The organism is Arthrobacter sp. B0316-5-4 (genome assembly GCF_059090325.1).
In genome coordinates this window covers 341,945-358,126 of sequence record NZ_JBNHFN010000006.1, presented here as the reverse complement: position 1 = coordinate 358,126, position 16,182 = coordinate 341,945, and the positions used below count along the sequence as shown (strand labels likewise).

12 protein-coding genes are annotated in these 16,182 nt (G+C 63.3%); 5 read left to right on the top strand and 7 right to left on the bottom strand.

The annotated features are described in order from the left end of the window. Window positions 1-83: 83 nt before the first annotated feature. Window positions 84-1,013 (top strand): threonine/serine dehydratase, encoded by a 930-nt coding sequence (locus AC5RU9_RS19960; protein WP_494017834.1) that lies wholly within the window; start codon window positions 84-86, stop codon window positions 1,011-1,013. A gap of 84 nt (window positions 1,014-1,097) precedes the next feature. Here the strand turns inward: AC5RU9_RS19960 and AC5RU9_RS19955 are convergent, their stop codons facing one another. Next, window positions 1,098-2,090 (bottom strand): ABC transporter substrate-binding protein, encoded by a 993-nt coding sequence (locus AC5RU9_RS19955; protein WP_494017833.1) that lies wholly within the window; start codon window positions 2,088-2,090, stop codon window positions 1,098-1,100. A gap of 283 nt (window positions 2,091-2,373) precedes the next feature. Between AC5RU9_RS19955 and AC5RU9_RS19950 the strand changes: the two genes are divergently transcribed. Next, window positions 2,374-3,363: an LLM class flavin-dependent oxidoreductase gene (locus AC5RU9_RS19950; RefSeq protein ID WP_494017832.1), complete on the top strand. Its 990-nt coding sequence runs from the start codon at window positions 2,374-2,376 to the stop codon at window positions 3,361-3,363. A gap of 23 nt (window positions 3,364-3,386) precedes the next feature. Here the strand turns inward: AC5RU9_RS19950 and AC5RU9_RS19945 are convergent, their stop codons facing one another. The 6 genes from AC5RU9_RS19945 to AC5RU9_RS19920 all read right to left on the bottom strand — a co-directional run bounded on the left by AC5RU9_RS19945 (window position 3,387) and on the right by AC5RU9_RS19920 (window position 10,403). Beyond that, window positions 3,387-4,823: an amidase gene (locus AC5RU9_RS19945; RefSeq protein ID WP_494017831.1), complete on the bottom strand. Its 1,437-nt coding sequence runs from the start codon at window positions 4,821-4,823 to the stop codon at window positions 3,387-3,389. Then, window positions 4,820-6,052 carry a M20 family metallo-hydrolase gene (locus AC5RU9_RS19940; protein ID WP_494017830.1) on the bottom strand — a complete coding sequence of 411 codons (1,233 nt, stop codon included), beginning with the start codon at window positions 6,050-6,052 and terminating at the stop codon, window positions 4,820-4,822. Before AC5RU9_RS19940 ends, AC5RU9_RS19945 begins: the two co-directional genes overlap by 4 nt. Window positions 6,053-6,096: 44 nt before the next feature. Further along, a complete protein-coding gene (locus tag AC5RU9_RS19935) occupies window positions 6,097-7,446 on the bottom strand; it encodes an MFS transporter (protein WP_494017829.1) in 1,350 nt (449 codons plus the stop codon). Then, entirely contained in the window at window positions 7,443-7,592 is a 150-nt protein-coding gene (locus AC5RU9_RS19930; protein ID WP_494017828.1) for a hypothetical protein, read from the bottom strand. The genes AC5RU9_RS19935 and AC5RU9_RS19930 overlap by 4 nt, the downstream gene beginning before the upstream one ends. 193 nt (window positions 7,593-7,785) lie before the next feature. Beyond that, window positions 7,786-8,703, bottom strand: coding sequence for a LysR family transcriptional regulator (locus AC5RU9_RS19925; protein ID WP_494017827.1), 918 nt, complete (start codon window positions 8,701-8,703; stop codon window positions 7,786-7,788). Window positions 8,704-8,732: 29 nt separating this feature from the next. Then, a complete protein-coding gene (locus tag AC5RU9_RS19920; RefSeq protein WP_494017826.1) occupies window positions 8,733-10,403 on the bottom strand; it encodes a PucR family transcriptional regulator in 1,671 nt (556 codons plus the stop codon). 108 nt (window positions 10,404-10,511) lie between these two features. Between AC5RU9_RS19920 and AC5RU9_RS19915 the strand changes: the two genes are divergently transcribed. The 3 genes from AC5RU9_RS19915 to AC5RU9_RS19905 all read left to right on the top strand — a co-directional run bounded on the left by AC5RU9_RS19915 (window position 10,512) and on the right by AC5RU9_RS19905 (window position 16,170). Further along, complete coding sequence (locus AC5RU9_RS19915) at window positions 10,512-11,999, top strand: CoA-acylating methylmalonate-semialdehyde dehydrogenase (protein WP_494017825.1); 1,488 nt, start codon at window positions 10,512-10,514, stop codon at window positions 11,997-11,999. Window positions 12,000-12,025: 26 nt separating this feature from the next. Then, entirely contained in the window at window positions 12,026-13,387 is a 1,362-nt protein-coding gene (locus AC5RU9_RS19910; protein ID WP_494017824.1) for an aspartate aminotransferase family protein, read from the top strand. 146 nt (window positions 13,388-13,533) lie between these two features. Continuing rightward, window positions 13,534-16,170, top strand: coding sequence for a trehalase-like domain-containing protein (locus AC5RU9_RS19905; RefSeq protein ID WP_494017823.1), 2,637 nt, complete (start codon window positions 13,534-13,536; stop codon window positions 16,168-16,170). The last annotated feature ends 12 nt before the right edge of the window (window positions 16,171-16,182 follow it).

Here is a 16,182-nt window from a genome sequence, read left to right as displayed (position 1 = left end):
GAACCAGCCTATGCGCTCGCTGCCCATGACAGCGGCTTCACCCAAGCGACCTTAGGATGAAACGGACGAAAGGTGCCGCCCACATGGTCACACGCGAAGAAGTTGAAGCCGCATATTCCCGGACATCTGGCTGGGTCCGCCACACGCCCCTGGCCGAAAGCGGGAGCGCCGAGCCTTACCACCTGTGGTTCAAATGCGAATACATGCAACACACAGGCTCCTTCAAGGCCCGCGGTGCGTTCAACCGGCTGCTGACGGCGAAGGAAAACGGCGAACTGGATCCCGAGGTCGGAATTGTGGTTGCCTCCGGGGGTAACGCCGGGCTGGCCAACGCCTACGCCGCGGCCAAGCTGGGCGTACCAGCAACCGTGTTCGTCCCCGAATCCGCGCCGGCCAACAAGGTGCACAAGCTATATGCCATCGGTGCCACCGTGGTCCAGGGTGGCGCGGAGTACGCGGAAGCTTACGCGGCGGCCGTTCGTTTCGCGGAAGAGAAGGGCGCCGTCTACTGCCACGCCTACGATCAGCCCGAGATCGTCGCGGGCGCCGGTGGTGTGGGGCTTGAGTTGCTGGACGAACTGCCCGACGTCGACACCATCCTCGTTGCTGTCGGCGGCGGCGGGCTGATAGGCGGGATCGCCGCCGCCACCGAGGGCAGGGCACGCGTGGTTGGCGTGGAACCGGAAACGGTCCCCACCCTGCACACAGCGCTCGCCCAAGGTAAACCCGTCGACGTACCCGTATCAGGAATCGCCGCCGACTCGCTGGGCGCCCGGCGCATTGGGGAGATTGGCTTCGGGGTTGCCCGCCGGACCGGCGTGCACAGTGTGCTTGTCAGCGATGAGGACATCATCCAAGCCCGACGCAGCCTATGGGAAAACCACAGGATCGTGGTGGAGCACGGTGCGGCCGCGGCATACGCGGCGTTGCTCTCCGGAGCATATAAACCGCACGACGGCGAAACGGTGGCGGTCATTCTCTGCGGCGCCAACACAGATCCCGCCCACTTCTGACAAGGCCAGCGCGCAAGAATCCCCGCCGGTTGGTATCCGGCGGGGATTCGGCGTCGGCAGGTCTGCCCTGCCACAGCGGGCGTCCTACTTCTTAGGCAGACCCGCCGGGTTCAGTTCGGACGCCGGGATAGCCTCGGATGACAGCCCCCAACGGTCCAGGATCTTGCCGTAATCGCCGTCCTTGATGAGGGTGTTCAGCGCAGCCTGGGCCGCTACTGCCAAGCCGTTGCCCTTCTGGGTGGTGAACGCGATCTCGGCCTTCAACGGCCAGCCGCCTTCCAAGGTGCCTACCTGCTTCGTCTTTCCATCCTTCGCGGCCTTGTAGGCTGCCGAGGCGTTGGGACCAAACGTCAGGTCCGCACGGCCCGACTGAAGTGCGAGCTGGGAGGCGGAGTCGTCGTCGTAATACTGGAAAGCGACCGGCTGCAGGCCGTTCTTTTTGTTCTCCTCGTCCCAGCGCACCAGGATGGCCTCCTGGTTGGTGCCCGAACCGACGATGATGCGCTTGCCTGCGACGTCCTTGGCTTCCTTGATCTCACCGATGTCCGAGTCGCTCTTGGCGTAGAAGCCCAGGAGGTCGTTGCGGTAGGTAGCGAAGTCGAACTTTTCCTTGCGGGCTTCTGTGACGGTGACGTTGGAGAGAACCGCCTCATACTTGCCCGATTCAACGCCCAGCGGCCAGTCCGCCCAGGCCACCGGAAGGACTTCGACCTGAAGGCCCAAGGTCTCACCAACGGCGTATGCGATATCCACTTCGCTGCCGATGAGCGTCTTGTTGTCCGTGGCAAAGGTGCTCAGGGGCGGGGTACCTCCGGTGGTCACCACCGTCAACTTGCCATCAGCCTTGATGGCGTCAGGGACCAGTGCGGCGGCTGCCGAATCGACCGTGACTTTGATGCGGTCCTGCTGGGGCGTCAGGTTGAACTCTTTGGTCGTGGAGCCGGACGAAGCGTTCGACGACGGGGCAGTTGCGTTCGTGGCGGCCGTCGCACCGGGATCCGAGCAGGCCGCGAGCCCCAGCAGGGCGGTAGCGGCCAGCGCCGCGGTGACGCCGGTCTTGCCTGCAAAACTTGCCATGTGTACTCCTCGTGTTCCCTCATCGGGAGGTCTGATGCGTGCTTGTGGCTGCAACTATCCGGTAGGTCCGCAACCGGGGTCAAAGCACTCTGAAACGCTGGGATACAGGGGTTCATGGCGGTTAATCGGGCGTCGAACAGGGTCATAAAACACGCCATGCAGAGGCGGCGATCCGGGGCGCGACGCAACTCACAGAAATAAGGCGGCCATTGTGGTGGTTGTCGATAGAGTGCCCGGCGATCAACCGTGCCGGCACCGCGAAGCGTACCGAAAGGCCTTTCTTGTGACTGTTCCTCTTTCCATCCTCGACCTGGCAACCATCGGGAAGGGCCAGACGGTGGCGGAAAGCCTCGCGGGCAGCGTTGCCATGGCGCAGAAAGCCGAAGAACTCGGCTACCGCCGGGTCTGGTACGCCGAGCACCACAACATGTCGGCCATTGCTTCCTCCGCCACCAGCGTGTTGATCGCACACGTGGCTGCGCACACCAACACCATCCGCCTCGGTGCCGGCGGCGTCATGCTGCCCAACCACTCGCCGCTGACCATAGCCGAGCAGTTCGGCACGCTGGAGACCCTCCACCCAGGCCGGATCGACCTCGGGCTGGGACGCGCCCCCGGCAGCGACCAGAACACCATGCGGGCCCTTCGCCGGGACCACACGTCCTCGGACAGGTTCCCGCAGGACGTCCTGGAACTGCAGGGATACCTGACAGGGCCCACCCGGATCCAAGGCGTGGAAGCCACCCCGGGCAAGGGCACCAACGTTCCCCTTTACATTCTTGGGTCCTCGCTCTTTGGCGCCCAGCTGGCCGCACAGCTCGGACTTCCCTATGCATTCGCATCACATTTTGCGCCTGCCGCGTTGCAGGACGCTGTGGCCATCTACCGGCGCGAGTTCAAGCCGTCGGAGCAGCTGTCCGAGCCGCACGTGATCGCCGGCGTGAACGTCACTGCCGCGGACAGCAATGCCGAAGCGCAGGCCATCCACCTTGCGGTGAAGCGCGCCCGCGTTTCGCTGTTCTTTGGCGGCGGCCGAGAGTTCACGGACGACGAAGCGGATATGGTCCTCGACTCCCCGCAGGGGCAGCACATTGCCCAGATGATGAAGTTCTCCGCCGTGGGGACCCCTGACGTGGTGCATGACTACCTTGACGAGTTCGCCAAGCACGCCGACGCGGATGAACTCATAGTGGCGCACCAGAGCATCGGTACCGAGGAACGCCTTCGCTCGGTTGAACTGGTGGCCGAGGTTGCGGGGCTCATTCCGGCCTAGGCCTGAAGGGCTGCCAGCCCTCACTACATTGGAAGCCCGGCCAGTTCAGGCGCCATGGGGTGGCGATCAGCCCAGGGAAGCACGGATTCCACAGCCGCCCCGACGTGGAACACCGTTGCATCCTCGAAGGGATGCCCCACAATCTGTACGCCTGTGGGGATGCCGCAGTCCGCCATGCCACTGGGCACAGCCAGGACCGGGCACCGGTTGGCGATGTTGAACGGCGCGGTCATATGCGCCTGCCAGTAGTGGCTGAGCCGTTGGCCGTGGGCGTCGATTCCGTCCAGGTAATCGCCGTCCGCCTCCAACGCCGGGATGGCCGACGCCGGGCACAGCAAGGCGCTAAACCCGGTCATGGCCTCTGCGAGCTGCGCCTGCAGGAGGGTTTCGGCCCGAAGCCCGTCGATGTATCGGTTAGCCTGTGCTGCTGCGCGGGCGTCAGCCATGAAACGCCTGGTGTACGGGGCAAGTTGAGCCTCGCTACCAGCCGTTTCGTCCTCTATTGCCGGGCCCAACAGATATCCGAAGTGCGTAAACATGGTTTGGCTGATCTCCTCGACGGTCCAAGGCAGGGTGATCTCCTCGACCACCGCGCCGGCCGCCCTGAGGGCTTCTGCCACTCGCCGGGTGTTGATCTCGACGTCGGGAGCCACAGGATAATTACCCAGGCGTATACAAAGCGCTATCCGCAAACCCGCCACCGACCCCGGATCGGGAGTAATCCACGTCCCGTCGGTCACTGTGGTGTGATCGCCGGGGTGCCTCCCGGACATAATGTTCGCCAGCAATGCCGTGTCTGCCACGGTACGTGCCATGGGTCCGTCACCACGGTAATGGTCCGCTGATAACGGGGCCAGCCCCGGGATCCTTCCGTACGGTGCCTTGAAACCCACCGTCCCTGTGAACGAGGCCGGTAATCGCGTTGATCCTGCGATGTCGGACGCGGTTGCCAGGGGCGCGAACCCTGCAGCCAATGCCGCCCCGGAACCCCCCGAGGACCCACCGGGGGAGAACTTCTGATTCCATGGGTTTCGGGTGACGCCCCATAGCGGGCTGTGCGTGACCGTTGCGCAGCTCAATTCCGGTGTAGTGGTTCGCGCGTGAATTATGCCGCCTGCTCTGCGGATCCGGGCAATGACCGGGTGGTCGGCCGCCGCGACGGCGTCCTTCCTCGCGACTAGTCCCTGGGAGAGTGTTCGGCCTTGGATCCCATGCTTTTCCTTCGCGGCCACCGGCAATCCCAGCAGTGGAGTAATGTCGCGTCCGCGGGCATACTGGTTGGCTGCCTTTCGTGCCGCTGGCAAGGCTTCCTCAAAGAGTGTCTCCGTCAGCGCATTGATGCCGCCGTTTACCTCTTCAATACGTCGGATCGCGGCTTCCAACAGTTCAACCGGAGAGAGCTCACGCCGCCGGAACAGGCCCAAGGCCGCGGTGGCATCGAGGTAATGCAACCCGGTCATGCCAGCGCTCCCTGCAATAGCTCAAGGGCAACACCCGTCAGCATCTCCACGCCCATCACCATGTCCTGATCGGTGGTGAACTCGCGCTCGCAGTGCGAAACGCCGTCCACACTCGGGACAAACAGCATCACGGACGGAACGGCGGTGTTCATGGCCACGGAGTCATGCCCAGCCATCGTCTGGATGCGGCGGGAAGACAGCCCAAGGTTGGCGGCGATCTTGGCTGACAGGTCCAGTCCGGCTTCCGGGAATCGCCTGATGGGGCGGATGTCAAAGTCCTTGACGTTGACCTTGATGTCTTGTTCAGCGGCCAGCGTCTCGATATCGGCCAGCAAAGTGGCACGGGCCGCATTGACGATCTCCGGGTCGCCGGACCTCAGATCAGCGACCAGGTGCACCCGGCGTGCTACGACGATGGGTGAGTTGGGCTCCAAGGTAAGCTGGCCCACGGAAGAGACCAACGCTTCCTCGTCGAAGTCCTTGGTGACCTCATGGACCATGAGGATGATTTTCGATGCCGCCACCAGCGCGTCGTGCCTGTCTGCCATGGCGGTTGCACCGGTGTGGGACTGCTCGCCGAGCACTTCGATATCCAGCTTCTGCGTGTACCAGCTGCTGTCTACCAAACCTATGTTGATGCCTTCACGTTCGAGGATGCGTCCCTGCTCTATATGGATTTCCGCGTAGCCTGCAGCCTCCGGACCGGCATCTGTGCCAAGGTATCCGATGCCGTCCAGGGCGTCACGGACAGAGAATCCCTGCAGATCCCTGACGGAAAGCATCTGTTCAAGGTCAAACAGCCCCGCAAAAACGGAACTCCCCATGACGGACGGCGCGAACCGGCCCCCCTCCTCGTTGAACCAGTTGACGACCGCCAGGTTGAACCGGGGGGCACTGCCTGTCGCGGTGACTTCAAGGTCGATGGCGCGGGCGGCGTGCAGGGCCGCAACCACACCGTAGGCTCCGTCGAACCTGCCACCGAGTGGCTGGCTGTCCAGATGCGAACCGATCAGGATAAAGGGAGCCCCGGGTGTCCACTCAAGCAGCCCGAACATATTGCCAATGCCGTCCACCTGAAGCTGCCATCCGGCGTCGTGAATCCACTGGCCGAACCAGTCACGGGTCCTGGCATCATCCGGCGTCGCGGCTTGGCGATCAACGCCTTGGTTGGCTGTAGCGCCAATAGTGGCCACATGGTGGAAGTCCTGGAGAAAAGTTTGAGAAGTCATCGAAGTCCTTAGGATGCTATGAAGTGCGGCGGGCTCGGCGGGATTCAGCCCATGCGGCCGCGGGTCTCCGGCACTTTGGTGAAGAGGATCAGCAGAAGTACGACGACGGCGGCTGCCGCCATGTACAGGCCCGGCGCGTGTGGCACACCCGTAGCGCCTACGAGTGCGGTGCCGATCAGCGGGGCAGTGCCTCCAAAGATCGCGTATGCCCCGTTGTAGCTAACTGCTGCGGAGGTGAAGCGGGTATTGGTTGTGAAGATCTCGACAAAGAACGTATAGCAGCCGCCACCGTAGATGCAGAGCGCCACCACGAAGATCGACTGGCCGAGCAGTGCAAGGGGGAGGCTGCCGCTGGTCACGAGCATGAAGCTCGGGATGGACAGCAAAGCCAAGGAAGCGGAACCGGCGATCAGCATGGGCTTCCGGCCGAATCGATCCCCGAGCCGCCCGCCGATGGGCAGGAGGATCGCATAGAGCGCCAGTGCTGCTGCGTTGACCATGAGTGACTGTTCGCGGCTCAGCTTCCCTGTCGTCTGAACATAAGAGACGAAGTAGGCGGAGAGGAAGTAGAAGCCCATGGCTGTCAGGCCCATCACAAAGATGACTTGCACCATTCGGAGCTTGTTTTCACGGAATGCCTGACGAATAGGGCTGAATTCCTTGGTCTGGCCGGACTGTGCCTTCTTGAAGACTTCGCTTTCCTCTGTGCGGCTGCGGATCCAGACTCCGAACAAAGCCAACGGGAGGGCCAGCAGGAACGGGAGGCGCCACCCCCATTCCATGAACGCTGAGTTGGGCATGGATTGACTGAGGATCAGGATCATGGACCCTGCAACCACCGACGGCAGAGCTGTCGCTGCGATGGTGATGTTGAGCCAGAAACCCCGTTTGTTGACCGGCGCGTGCTCAAACACGAAAGACGGGGCACCAACGGATTCGCCACCCGCGGAGAAGCCTTGGATCAGCCGGCAGAGAACCAGGAGGGTCGGCGCCCAGGCTCCAATTTGGGCGTAAGTGGGGAGCAATCCCATGAGGGCTGTAGCTCCGCCGATTGCGATAAGGGTGATGGTGAGAACGCGGCGCCGGCCGATCCGGTCGCCCAAAGCGCCGAAGAAGAGGCCGCCGAGGGGGCGGACCACGAAAGCCACGCCAAAGGTGGCGAACGTTGCCAGCATCGCTGTCAGCGGGTTGCTGCCGGGGAAGAAAAGTTGTGAGAACACCACGGCGGTGAGGCCGTAAAGGGTGAAGTCGTAGAACTCGATGAACTGGCCGACGCTGCCGCCCGCCAGGACACGCCGCTGCATTCTCGAGGACGTGGTTTTGTCTTCAGCTGTGGCCGCTGGAGGCGCGGGCACCTGGGCGGGATCTTGTTCGGCGATCGTGTTGAGGGTCATGACTGCCACGCTAGGTTGTCCACGTTTCCTCGAACCGAAACAGTGTTGCGGCTGTGGGAAATGATTTCGTCAATTATTGCTTCGTTGTTGCGGGTGGGTCCGTGCGGGGAAACCGCCCAGACATTTTCGACGCTGTTCTGTACCATCGAATCTCCTCTGATCAAGATGGCAAACCGGGGTCCGGCCGAGGTCGCTTTCCTGCAATTGCGCGCTCTTCGGGGGTCTACCCGGGTCCTGCAGGTGCCGGACTGGTTCAACCATCGGTGATCCACATCACACATGTCCAATTGATTGTTTTTGATTCTGCAATCATTTTTTCCGATGGCTTTCGAAGTAGATCTAGTCTCGCGGCGCTCCATACAGCGTCAGGCACGTCTCTTCGAAGGCCAGCACCCGCCTGGTGGTTTGGACCCCTTGGGGTCGGACCAGCATCACTTCGATCGGCGGGAAGTTGTTCGTCAGCGCCAACAGCACCACCTTGCCGCCCGAGTAAGTGACATCGCTGTGCAGACGCTGGTTGAGGATCGCGTAACCATGGCCCTTCGCGACAAACGAACGGACTGTCTCGTAGCCTGCGAACCTATGCCTGACGTTCTGGACTACCCCAGCCATGGCGTACAGCTGCTCGTAGTACTCCCGGCTATGGGGAAGATCCAACACAACTGAAGGCTCGCCGTCGAGCTCCTTCAGCGAAATTTCGCGCTCCAGGCGAGCTGCGGCGGGATGTCCCTCATGGACCAGGACGTGTGGCGGAACGCGCTCCACCACCTTGTACGTGAATCCTTTGCCCAGGCCCAGCCCGTAGGTGAGGGCCACATCGCAACGGCCATCCATGAGCGCCTCCTGCAACGTGGCCAGGTCCGCTTCCAGAATGGAAACTTCGACGCCGGGATGCCGGGTCTCGAAGGTTTGCAGGATTGCTGGAAGGCGGAACGGGGCAAGCGGGGCGAAAACGCCAACTTTCAACTCGCCCACAAGCGTTGCTGACATGCCGCGTGCGGACTCATACAGCGAATCCGCCTGCTCAAGGAACGACTTAATGTCCTTGGCGAATTGCCGGCCGCTCTGCGTCAACCGCAGACCCCGGGACTTGTGGCGAACGAACAGCTGCGTTGCGAGGCTCGTCTCCAACTGTGCCATGGCCGCGGATAGTGCAGACTGCGTCACCATCAGCCGCTGAGCCGCTGCCGTCATGTTCTCGAGTTCGGCCACGACCGCGAAGTACCGCAGTTGCGTGAGGGTGAAGGGCTTGGCCATCCGTCCATGGTCGCACCAATGCCAGCCCTTTACTGTCCCCGGATCAGGTGGGCCAGGAGTGCTACGTGCAGTGAGGTGCGCGATTCGGGGTCGTCCAGGTCCACAGCCAACAGTTCTTCCAGCTTGGCGAGCCGGGCATAAAGCGTTGGCCGGCTCAGGTAGCCGCTGCGTGCCATAGCGGCTTTGTTGCCCCCGGAACCGAGGTAGAGCCCCAACAGCTCCAAATATTCGCCTTTGCCTTCGGCTTCAGCCCGGAGGACAGCCGACAACTCGGACTCCACGAATTGCTGGACCCGGGGATCCTTGCGCAGGAGGGCGAGCAGCCCGCGAAGCCGCACATCTGTAGCTCGATAGTAGGGTTTGCCGGTTTCCCGCAGCGTGGCAGCGCTTTCGGCTACGTGGGCCGCTTCGTCAATGCCCGCCGCCGCTTCCAGAAGCGTAGCTTTCATGCGGCCAACCCCAATGATCCAGGCTGGAGGAACTGCGGGGGTGGGGCGGACTCCGGAGCTAACTTCAACCCCTGGGCCCGCGGCGGCTTCGGCCAGTATCTGCAGCGTCGGTTCCTCCTGTTGCCGGGCCGGGAGGGCAAGGATCATTCCGACTGAACCGGACTGGATACTTGCCGCCAACGCTGTTCCGGCGGTGGACTTCAAGGCCTTCGCCAGTCGCTCCAAAAGTTCGCGTTCATCCTGCTGCCCTGCGAAGGGGTCGGTGGGCACCACAGGGACACCCCACGCTGGGAAGGCGGTCCTGAAAACGAGCGGCACGTAATAGGAGGAGCGTTTCAAGCCCAAGGAGCCCGCACGTGCCAGTGCCTCCGCCTCACTGAGTCCGCGGGGCTGGCGTAATGAGTTCAGGAGTCCGGCTTGGGCATGGTGGCTGAGCTCTCGCTGATCGCGATCCGCCAGGCGGTTGATCGCCAGGGTCTGGGCGGCCCGCTCAAGAACCATGACGGCCATGTCCTCATCGGCGCCAACAGTTGCCGGAGGAATCGGCACCACCAGCCTGCCCCATACCTGTTGCCTTACCCCCACCGCTGCCTGCAGCCATTGCTCCGGCCCGGACCTTCCGGTGAGTGACGGGAACGGCGTGGTCCTGGAGCGCCGCTCCCAATCGTCCAGGAGATCCGTGGTGGTGACGTGCTGGCTCGCATATGCGAGCACCAGGTGCGAGAGGTCCTCCAGTACGACGGATGCCCCGATCATGGTGGCCGCCTGCTCGACGACGCGTTGGGTGTCCGCGCTTTCCAGGCTCAGTACCGTAAAGGCTTCATGCACGTCCCGGGCCCGTTCCACGCGCTCGAGTTGGTCAGCGACGATCATCCTGTGGACGATCTCCGTGACCTGGACGAACCGCACCCGCCGTTCCACGATAACCACCGGCATGGAGGCTGTGCGGGCTGCTTTCTCCAGGGCGTTCCGGCTGCGTTGCCGTTGGCCAACGAGTTCCACGATTAACCCGGCCGCTCCGGCCGCCTCCAACGAGTGAATGAACGACGCCGACGCTTCCGGTGACTTTTCCAGCTCCAGTCCGGTGGTGAGGACCAGTTCCCCACCCGACAGCAGGCCGCCGACGTCGAGTATTTCGCTGACGTGCACCCAACGGACGGGCGTGTCCAGACCCGCTGTGCCGCCCAGCACGCTGGGGTCCGCGGCTCGTAGCACGGGCAGCTCAAGGACGGCACTAACGGTAGGAAGCATTTACACAGTGTAAGGGCTGGGCAGAATTCCTTTACATATGCCTCCTTCTGTGAGCACTCGACGGCGGGGAGACTGATTCCAACCGCGACACCTCACCAAGGAGAACTCTTGAACACCATCGAGCACTGGATCAACGGCAGCTACGTCCCGGCCGGCGACCGCACCGCTTCTGTCACTAACCCCGCCACTGGGAAAGTGACCGGGCAGGTCGCTTTGGCCAGCGTCGAGGAGGGCAATGCCGCCGTCGCCGCCGCGAAAGCCGCCTTCCCGGCATGGCGCGAAACCTCCCTGGCGCGCCGCACCCAGGTCCTTTTCGCTTTCCGTGAGCTCCTCAACTCCCGCAAGGACGAGCTTGCTGCGATCATCACCTCCGAGCACGGAAAGGTCCTGGATGATGCCTTGGGCGAGGTTACCCGCGGACAGGAAGTGGTGGAGTTCGCTTGCGGTATCCCGCACCTGCTCAAGGGCAGCTACACCGAAAACGCCTCCACCAAAGTGGACATCCACTCCATCCGGCAGGCCCTGGGCCCCGTGGCCATCATCAGCCCGTTCAACTTCCCGGCCATGGTCCCCATGTGGTTCTTCCCGATCGCGATCGCCGCAGGAAACACGGTCATCATCAAGCCGAGCGAAAAGGACCCCTCGGCCGTCAACTGGATCGCCGAGCTGTGGAAGGAAGCCGGCCTGCCTGACGGCGTATTCAACGTCCTGCACGGCGACAAGGTGGCGGTTGATTCCCTGCTGACGCACCCTGACGTCAAAGCCGTCTCCTTCGTGGGCTCCACCCCGATTGCCAAGTATGTCTACGAGACCGCTACCGCCCACGGCAAGCGGGTCCAGGCCTTGGGTGGGGCGAAGAACCACATGATTGTCCTTCCCGACGCCGACCTTGACCTCGCTGCCGACGCCGCCATCAACGCCGGCTTTGGTTCCGCAGGGGAACGCTGCATGGCTGTCTCGGCGCTCCTGGCTGTTGGCGACATCGCAGACGCGCTGGTGGACAGGATCGCTGACCGCGCCCGCAGCCTGCGCACCGGCGATGGCCTGCGTGGTTGCGACATGGGGCCCTTGGTTACGTCCCAGCACAGGGACAAGGTGTCGGGATACGTCGACGCCGGTGAAGCGGCCGGTGCCACGCTGGTGGTCGATGGCCGCGGCGTCGTTCCCGACGCTGAAGGTGACGGCTTCTTCGTGGGCCCAACCCTGTTTGATCACGTCACCACCGACATGTCCATCTACCAGGACGAAATTTTCGGACCGGTGCTCTCGGTGGTCCGGGTGGACAGCTACGACGACGCCCTCGCCACCATCAACGCCAACCCGTACGGCAACGGCACCGCGATTTTCACCAACGACGGCGGCGCCGCCCGCCGCTTCGAGAACGAGGTTGAGGTGGGCATGGTGGGCATCAACGTTCCCGTCCCTGTACCCATGGCCTACTACTCGTTCGGAGGTTGGAAGAACTCCTTGTTCGGCGACACGCACGCCCACGGCTCCGAGGGCGTTGGCTTCTTCACCCGGGGCAAGGCCGTCACCACCCGTTGGTTGGATCCCAGCCACGGCGGGATCAACCTCGGATTCCCGCAGAACTCCTAAGCGCCAACGACGTCAGGACAACCACCATGACCGCCATCCTTGAACCATCACTCACGGACTCCGGGGCAGCCCAACGCGCCTACGAGCTGGACCGCAAGCACGTCTTTCACTCCTGGTCGGCGCAGGACACCCTGGATCCCATGGTCGTCAGCGCAGCAGAGGGGTCGCACATCTGGGACGGTGAGGGCAACAAGTACCTGGACTTCTCTTCCCAGCTGGTCAACACGAACATCGGCCACCAGCACCCTGCCGTTGTGGCGGCTATCGCCGCACAGGCAGCCAAGCTGTGCACGATTGCTCCCAGCTATGTCAACGACGCGCGATCTGAGGCCGCACGGCTGATCGCGGAGCGAACCCCGGGCGAGCTGGACCGGATCTTCTTCACCAACGGTGGGGCGGATGCCAACGAACACGCTGTCCGGATGGCCAGGCTGCACACGGGCAGGCACAAGGTCCTTTCCGCCTACCGCTCGTACCACGGCGGAACACACTTGGCAGTCAACATCACTGGCGACCCACGGAGGTGGGCCAGCGACCACGCGTCCACTGGCACCATCCATTTCTTCCCGCCCTACCTCTACCGCACGGCCTTCCACTCGGCCACGGAAGCAGAGGAATCCCAGCGGGCTCTGGAGCACCTGGAACAGCTGATCGAGTTTGAAGGTCCCTCCAGCATCGCTGCGATCATGTTGGAGAGCATCCCCGGAACGGCGGGGATCTACGTTCCGCCGGCAGGCTACATGCAGGGCGTTCGGGAGCTGTGCACGAAGCACGGCATCGTCTTCATTGCTGATGAGGTCATGGCCGGTTTTGGACGCACAGGCAAGTGGTTCGCCGTCGAGCATTTTGACGTCGTCCCTGACCTGCTCACCTTTGCCAAAGGCGTGAACTCCGGCTACGTACCGCTCGGTGGCGTGGCCATCAACCCCGAGATCGCGGCCACGTTTGGTACCAGGGCCTATCCCGGCGGTTTGACCTACTCCGGTCATCCACTGGCCACGGCCGCCGCAGTCGCCACCATCAACGCCATGGAACGTGAAGGCATGGTGCAGCACGCCGAAAGCCTCGGCACTGACGTGATCGGTCCTGCGCTCACCGGCTTCGTCGAACGTCACCGTTCCGTAGGCGAAGTGCGGGGTCGCGGCGTTTTCTGGGCCATCGAGCTGGTCAGGAATCGTGCCACGCGGGAGCCGCTGGCGCCTTACGGTTCCTCCAGCCCTGAAATGAACCAGCTCGTGGCGGCTTGTAAGTCGCGCGGCCTCATACCGTTCGCGAATTTCAACCGCATCCACGTGGTTCCGCCGTGCAACATCAGCGTCGAGGATGCCCGTGCAGGCCTGGCGATTTTGGATGAGGTCCTGGACTTGCCGGACACGTTCGCTGAATAGGTGTGGTGTCAGGTCCCGCCCCGGGTGTGGGTGGAGGAAGGCGGGACCTGACAACGCCAAAGGTTTTACGCATTTGCAACGAATAAAGCATGACGGCGAAACCGGACGGGCGGAAACTGGATCTATCCGCTTCGGAAGGATTCCCCATGCCTACGCCCTTGAACCAGTCGGTTGCCGATTCAGCGCTGCTAATGAAGTCGCTTCCGCTCGGCCTGCTCCGGACTGCCCTTCAGTCCGACGCGCCAAGCGGCATCACCCCGCAGCTGTTCTCGGAGCTCCGTGTCCTGGCCCGGGTGCCTGGCCTGCTGGTGGCCTGCAACTATGGCGGGACTCTCTGTTCGGCGGAGGGCGTGTCTACGGAGACGCTCCCCCTGGATAGCGCAGCCGTAGCGCTCCGTGCGCTCGCAGCTTTGCCGAACACCCACACCGCCATCATTTCCGGCCGGTCGCTCAGGGATTTGGCGGCAGTGTCCCGGCTCCCGGCAGAGGTGCACCTGGTGGGGTCCCACGGGGTGGAGTTCGACATGGGCTACGCCTACACCCTGTCCCTCGCCACGGAACAGTTGCTTCAACAGGTGGCCACGGCGTTGACCGAAGCCGTCGGGTTCGAAAAGGGCATCAGTGTGGTCCGCAAGCCCGTGGGCGTCGGCGTGCACACCCGGCCGGCGACACCCGAAGTGGTGGACAGGGTGATTTTCGCTTCGCAGAAGATCGCGATCGAGTTTGGCCTGTACTTCATCATTGACGGAACCGTCCTGGACCTGACCGTCGAAGAACCAGCCAAGGGACAAGCCCTAGAACAGCTCCGCTCGCGGCTCGGGGTCAGTGCAGCGCTGTACGCGGGCGACGCCGAGAGTGACGAAAAGGCGCTCGCCACCCTGCGCGGCCCGGACCTTGGCCTTCATGTCGGGCTGGGGGACACGACGGCGCCGCACACCATTCCGGATCCGGAAGCCTTTGCGCACGTACTGGCTGTGTTGTTCGAACTGCGGCGGGCGTGGCTGTTCGGCGAGGACGCGGTGGGCCTGGAACGGCATTCGATGATCGGCAACGGCAGCTCGACGGCGTTGATCACCCCGGATGCCAAGGTCTGCTGGATGAGCCACCCCTTGCCGGATTCCGGCTCACTTTTTGCCCACATCCTGGGCGGCGATCCCGCCGGCCACTTCAGCGTTGAGCCCGTGAAACCATCCCCGGTTCTGGCGCAGCGCTATGTGGACAACACGATGATCGTGGAAACCCGCTGGGCCGACGTCACGGTGACCGACTACTTGGAGCCCGCCCCCGAGGGCATCACCAGCCTGGTCCGTGTCCTGTCCGGGACGGGTAAGGCGCGTGTAGTGTTCGCGCCAAGGCCTGACTACGCCAATGCGCCGTTCAATATGGAGATCCGCGGCGATGAGGTCCACATCATCGGGACGTCGGACCCAATCATCCTCTCGGCGCCAGGCGTTGTTTTCACCATTACCAGCGATGCCAAGTACGCCACGGCTACGGCAGAGGTCGCTTTGGGCGATGGTCCCGTAGTACTGAATATGCGGTGCGGTGACACTGAGCCGCCACCCGCGGACCCGGCGGGCGAACCGCACCGGCGTGCCGCCGTCGGACTCGTCACTCGCGAGTGGGTCAAAATGCTGCAGCTGCCCACCATGAAACCGTCGCTGGTGCGGCGCTCGGCACTGGTGTTGAAGTCGTTGGTCCATGAGCCGACCGGCGCCGTGCTGGCCGCGCCCACTACGTCCCTGCCGGAAGGTATTGGGGGCACGCGCAACTGGGATTACCGGTATTGCTGGCTGCGTGACGGGTCCATGACCGTGAACTCGTTGGTGTCGTTGGGGTCCACGGAAGAAGCCGAAGGTTTCCTGGCGTGGCTGGGCCGGATTCTGGACAACGCGCCGGGACCGGAATGGCTGCACCCCCTCTACTCGGTGACGGGTGCTCCGCTGTCCACGGAAGCCATTGTTGAGAGCTTGCCGGGTTACGCGGGTTCGCGGCCAGTGCGGATCGGCAACGCCGCGGACCACCAAGTGCAGTTGGACGTTTTTGGGCCCATCGCCGAGCTGATCCACGATCTCGCCGAGCGGCGCGGATTCCTTCCGGACCAGCATTGGTTCCTTATGGAGCAGATGGCGCACGCCGTGCTGGCCCGTTGGCACGAGCCCGACCACGGGATTTGGGAAGCCCGCCGGCCGCCGCGCCACCACGTGTACACCAAGGTCATGTGCTGGGTGACGCTGGATCGGGCGCTGCGGGCTGCCGCTTTGCATGGCCGGGTTCCCCATACGGACTGGGCGCCCACCGCGGACACCATCCGCGAGGAAGTGCTGCACGAGGGCTGGGATGAGTCCGTCGCGTCCTACACCGTGGCTTATGACAGCCCGGACCTCGATGCCGCCGTCCTGCACATTGGCCTGTCCGGCCTGCTGGACGCCCAGGACCAGCGTTTCCTGGATACCGTCACTGCCGTTGAGCGCGAGCTTCGCGTGGGGCCCACCGTTTTCCGGTACAGGTACGACGACGGTCTGCCGGGTTTGGAGGGTGGCTTCCACATCTGCACTACCTGGCTGATCGAGGCGTATCTGGCCGTGGGTCGCCTGGATGATGCGCTGGAGCTGTTCAACCAGTTGGTGGCTCTGTTCGGACCAACGGGCCTGCTGCCCGAAGAATACGACCCCGGCACCGAAACACACCTGGGTAACCATCCGCAGGCGTATTCACACCTGGGCTTCATCCGATGCGCACAGCTCCTGGACCACTATTTGGCAAGCGCTGACGTGGAGTAACCCAACGGTCCG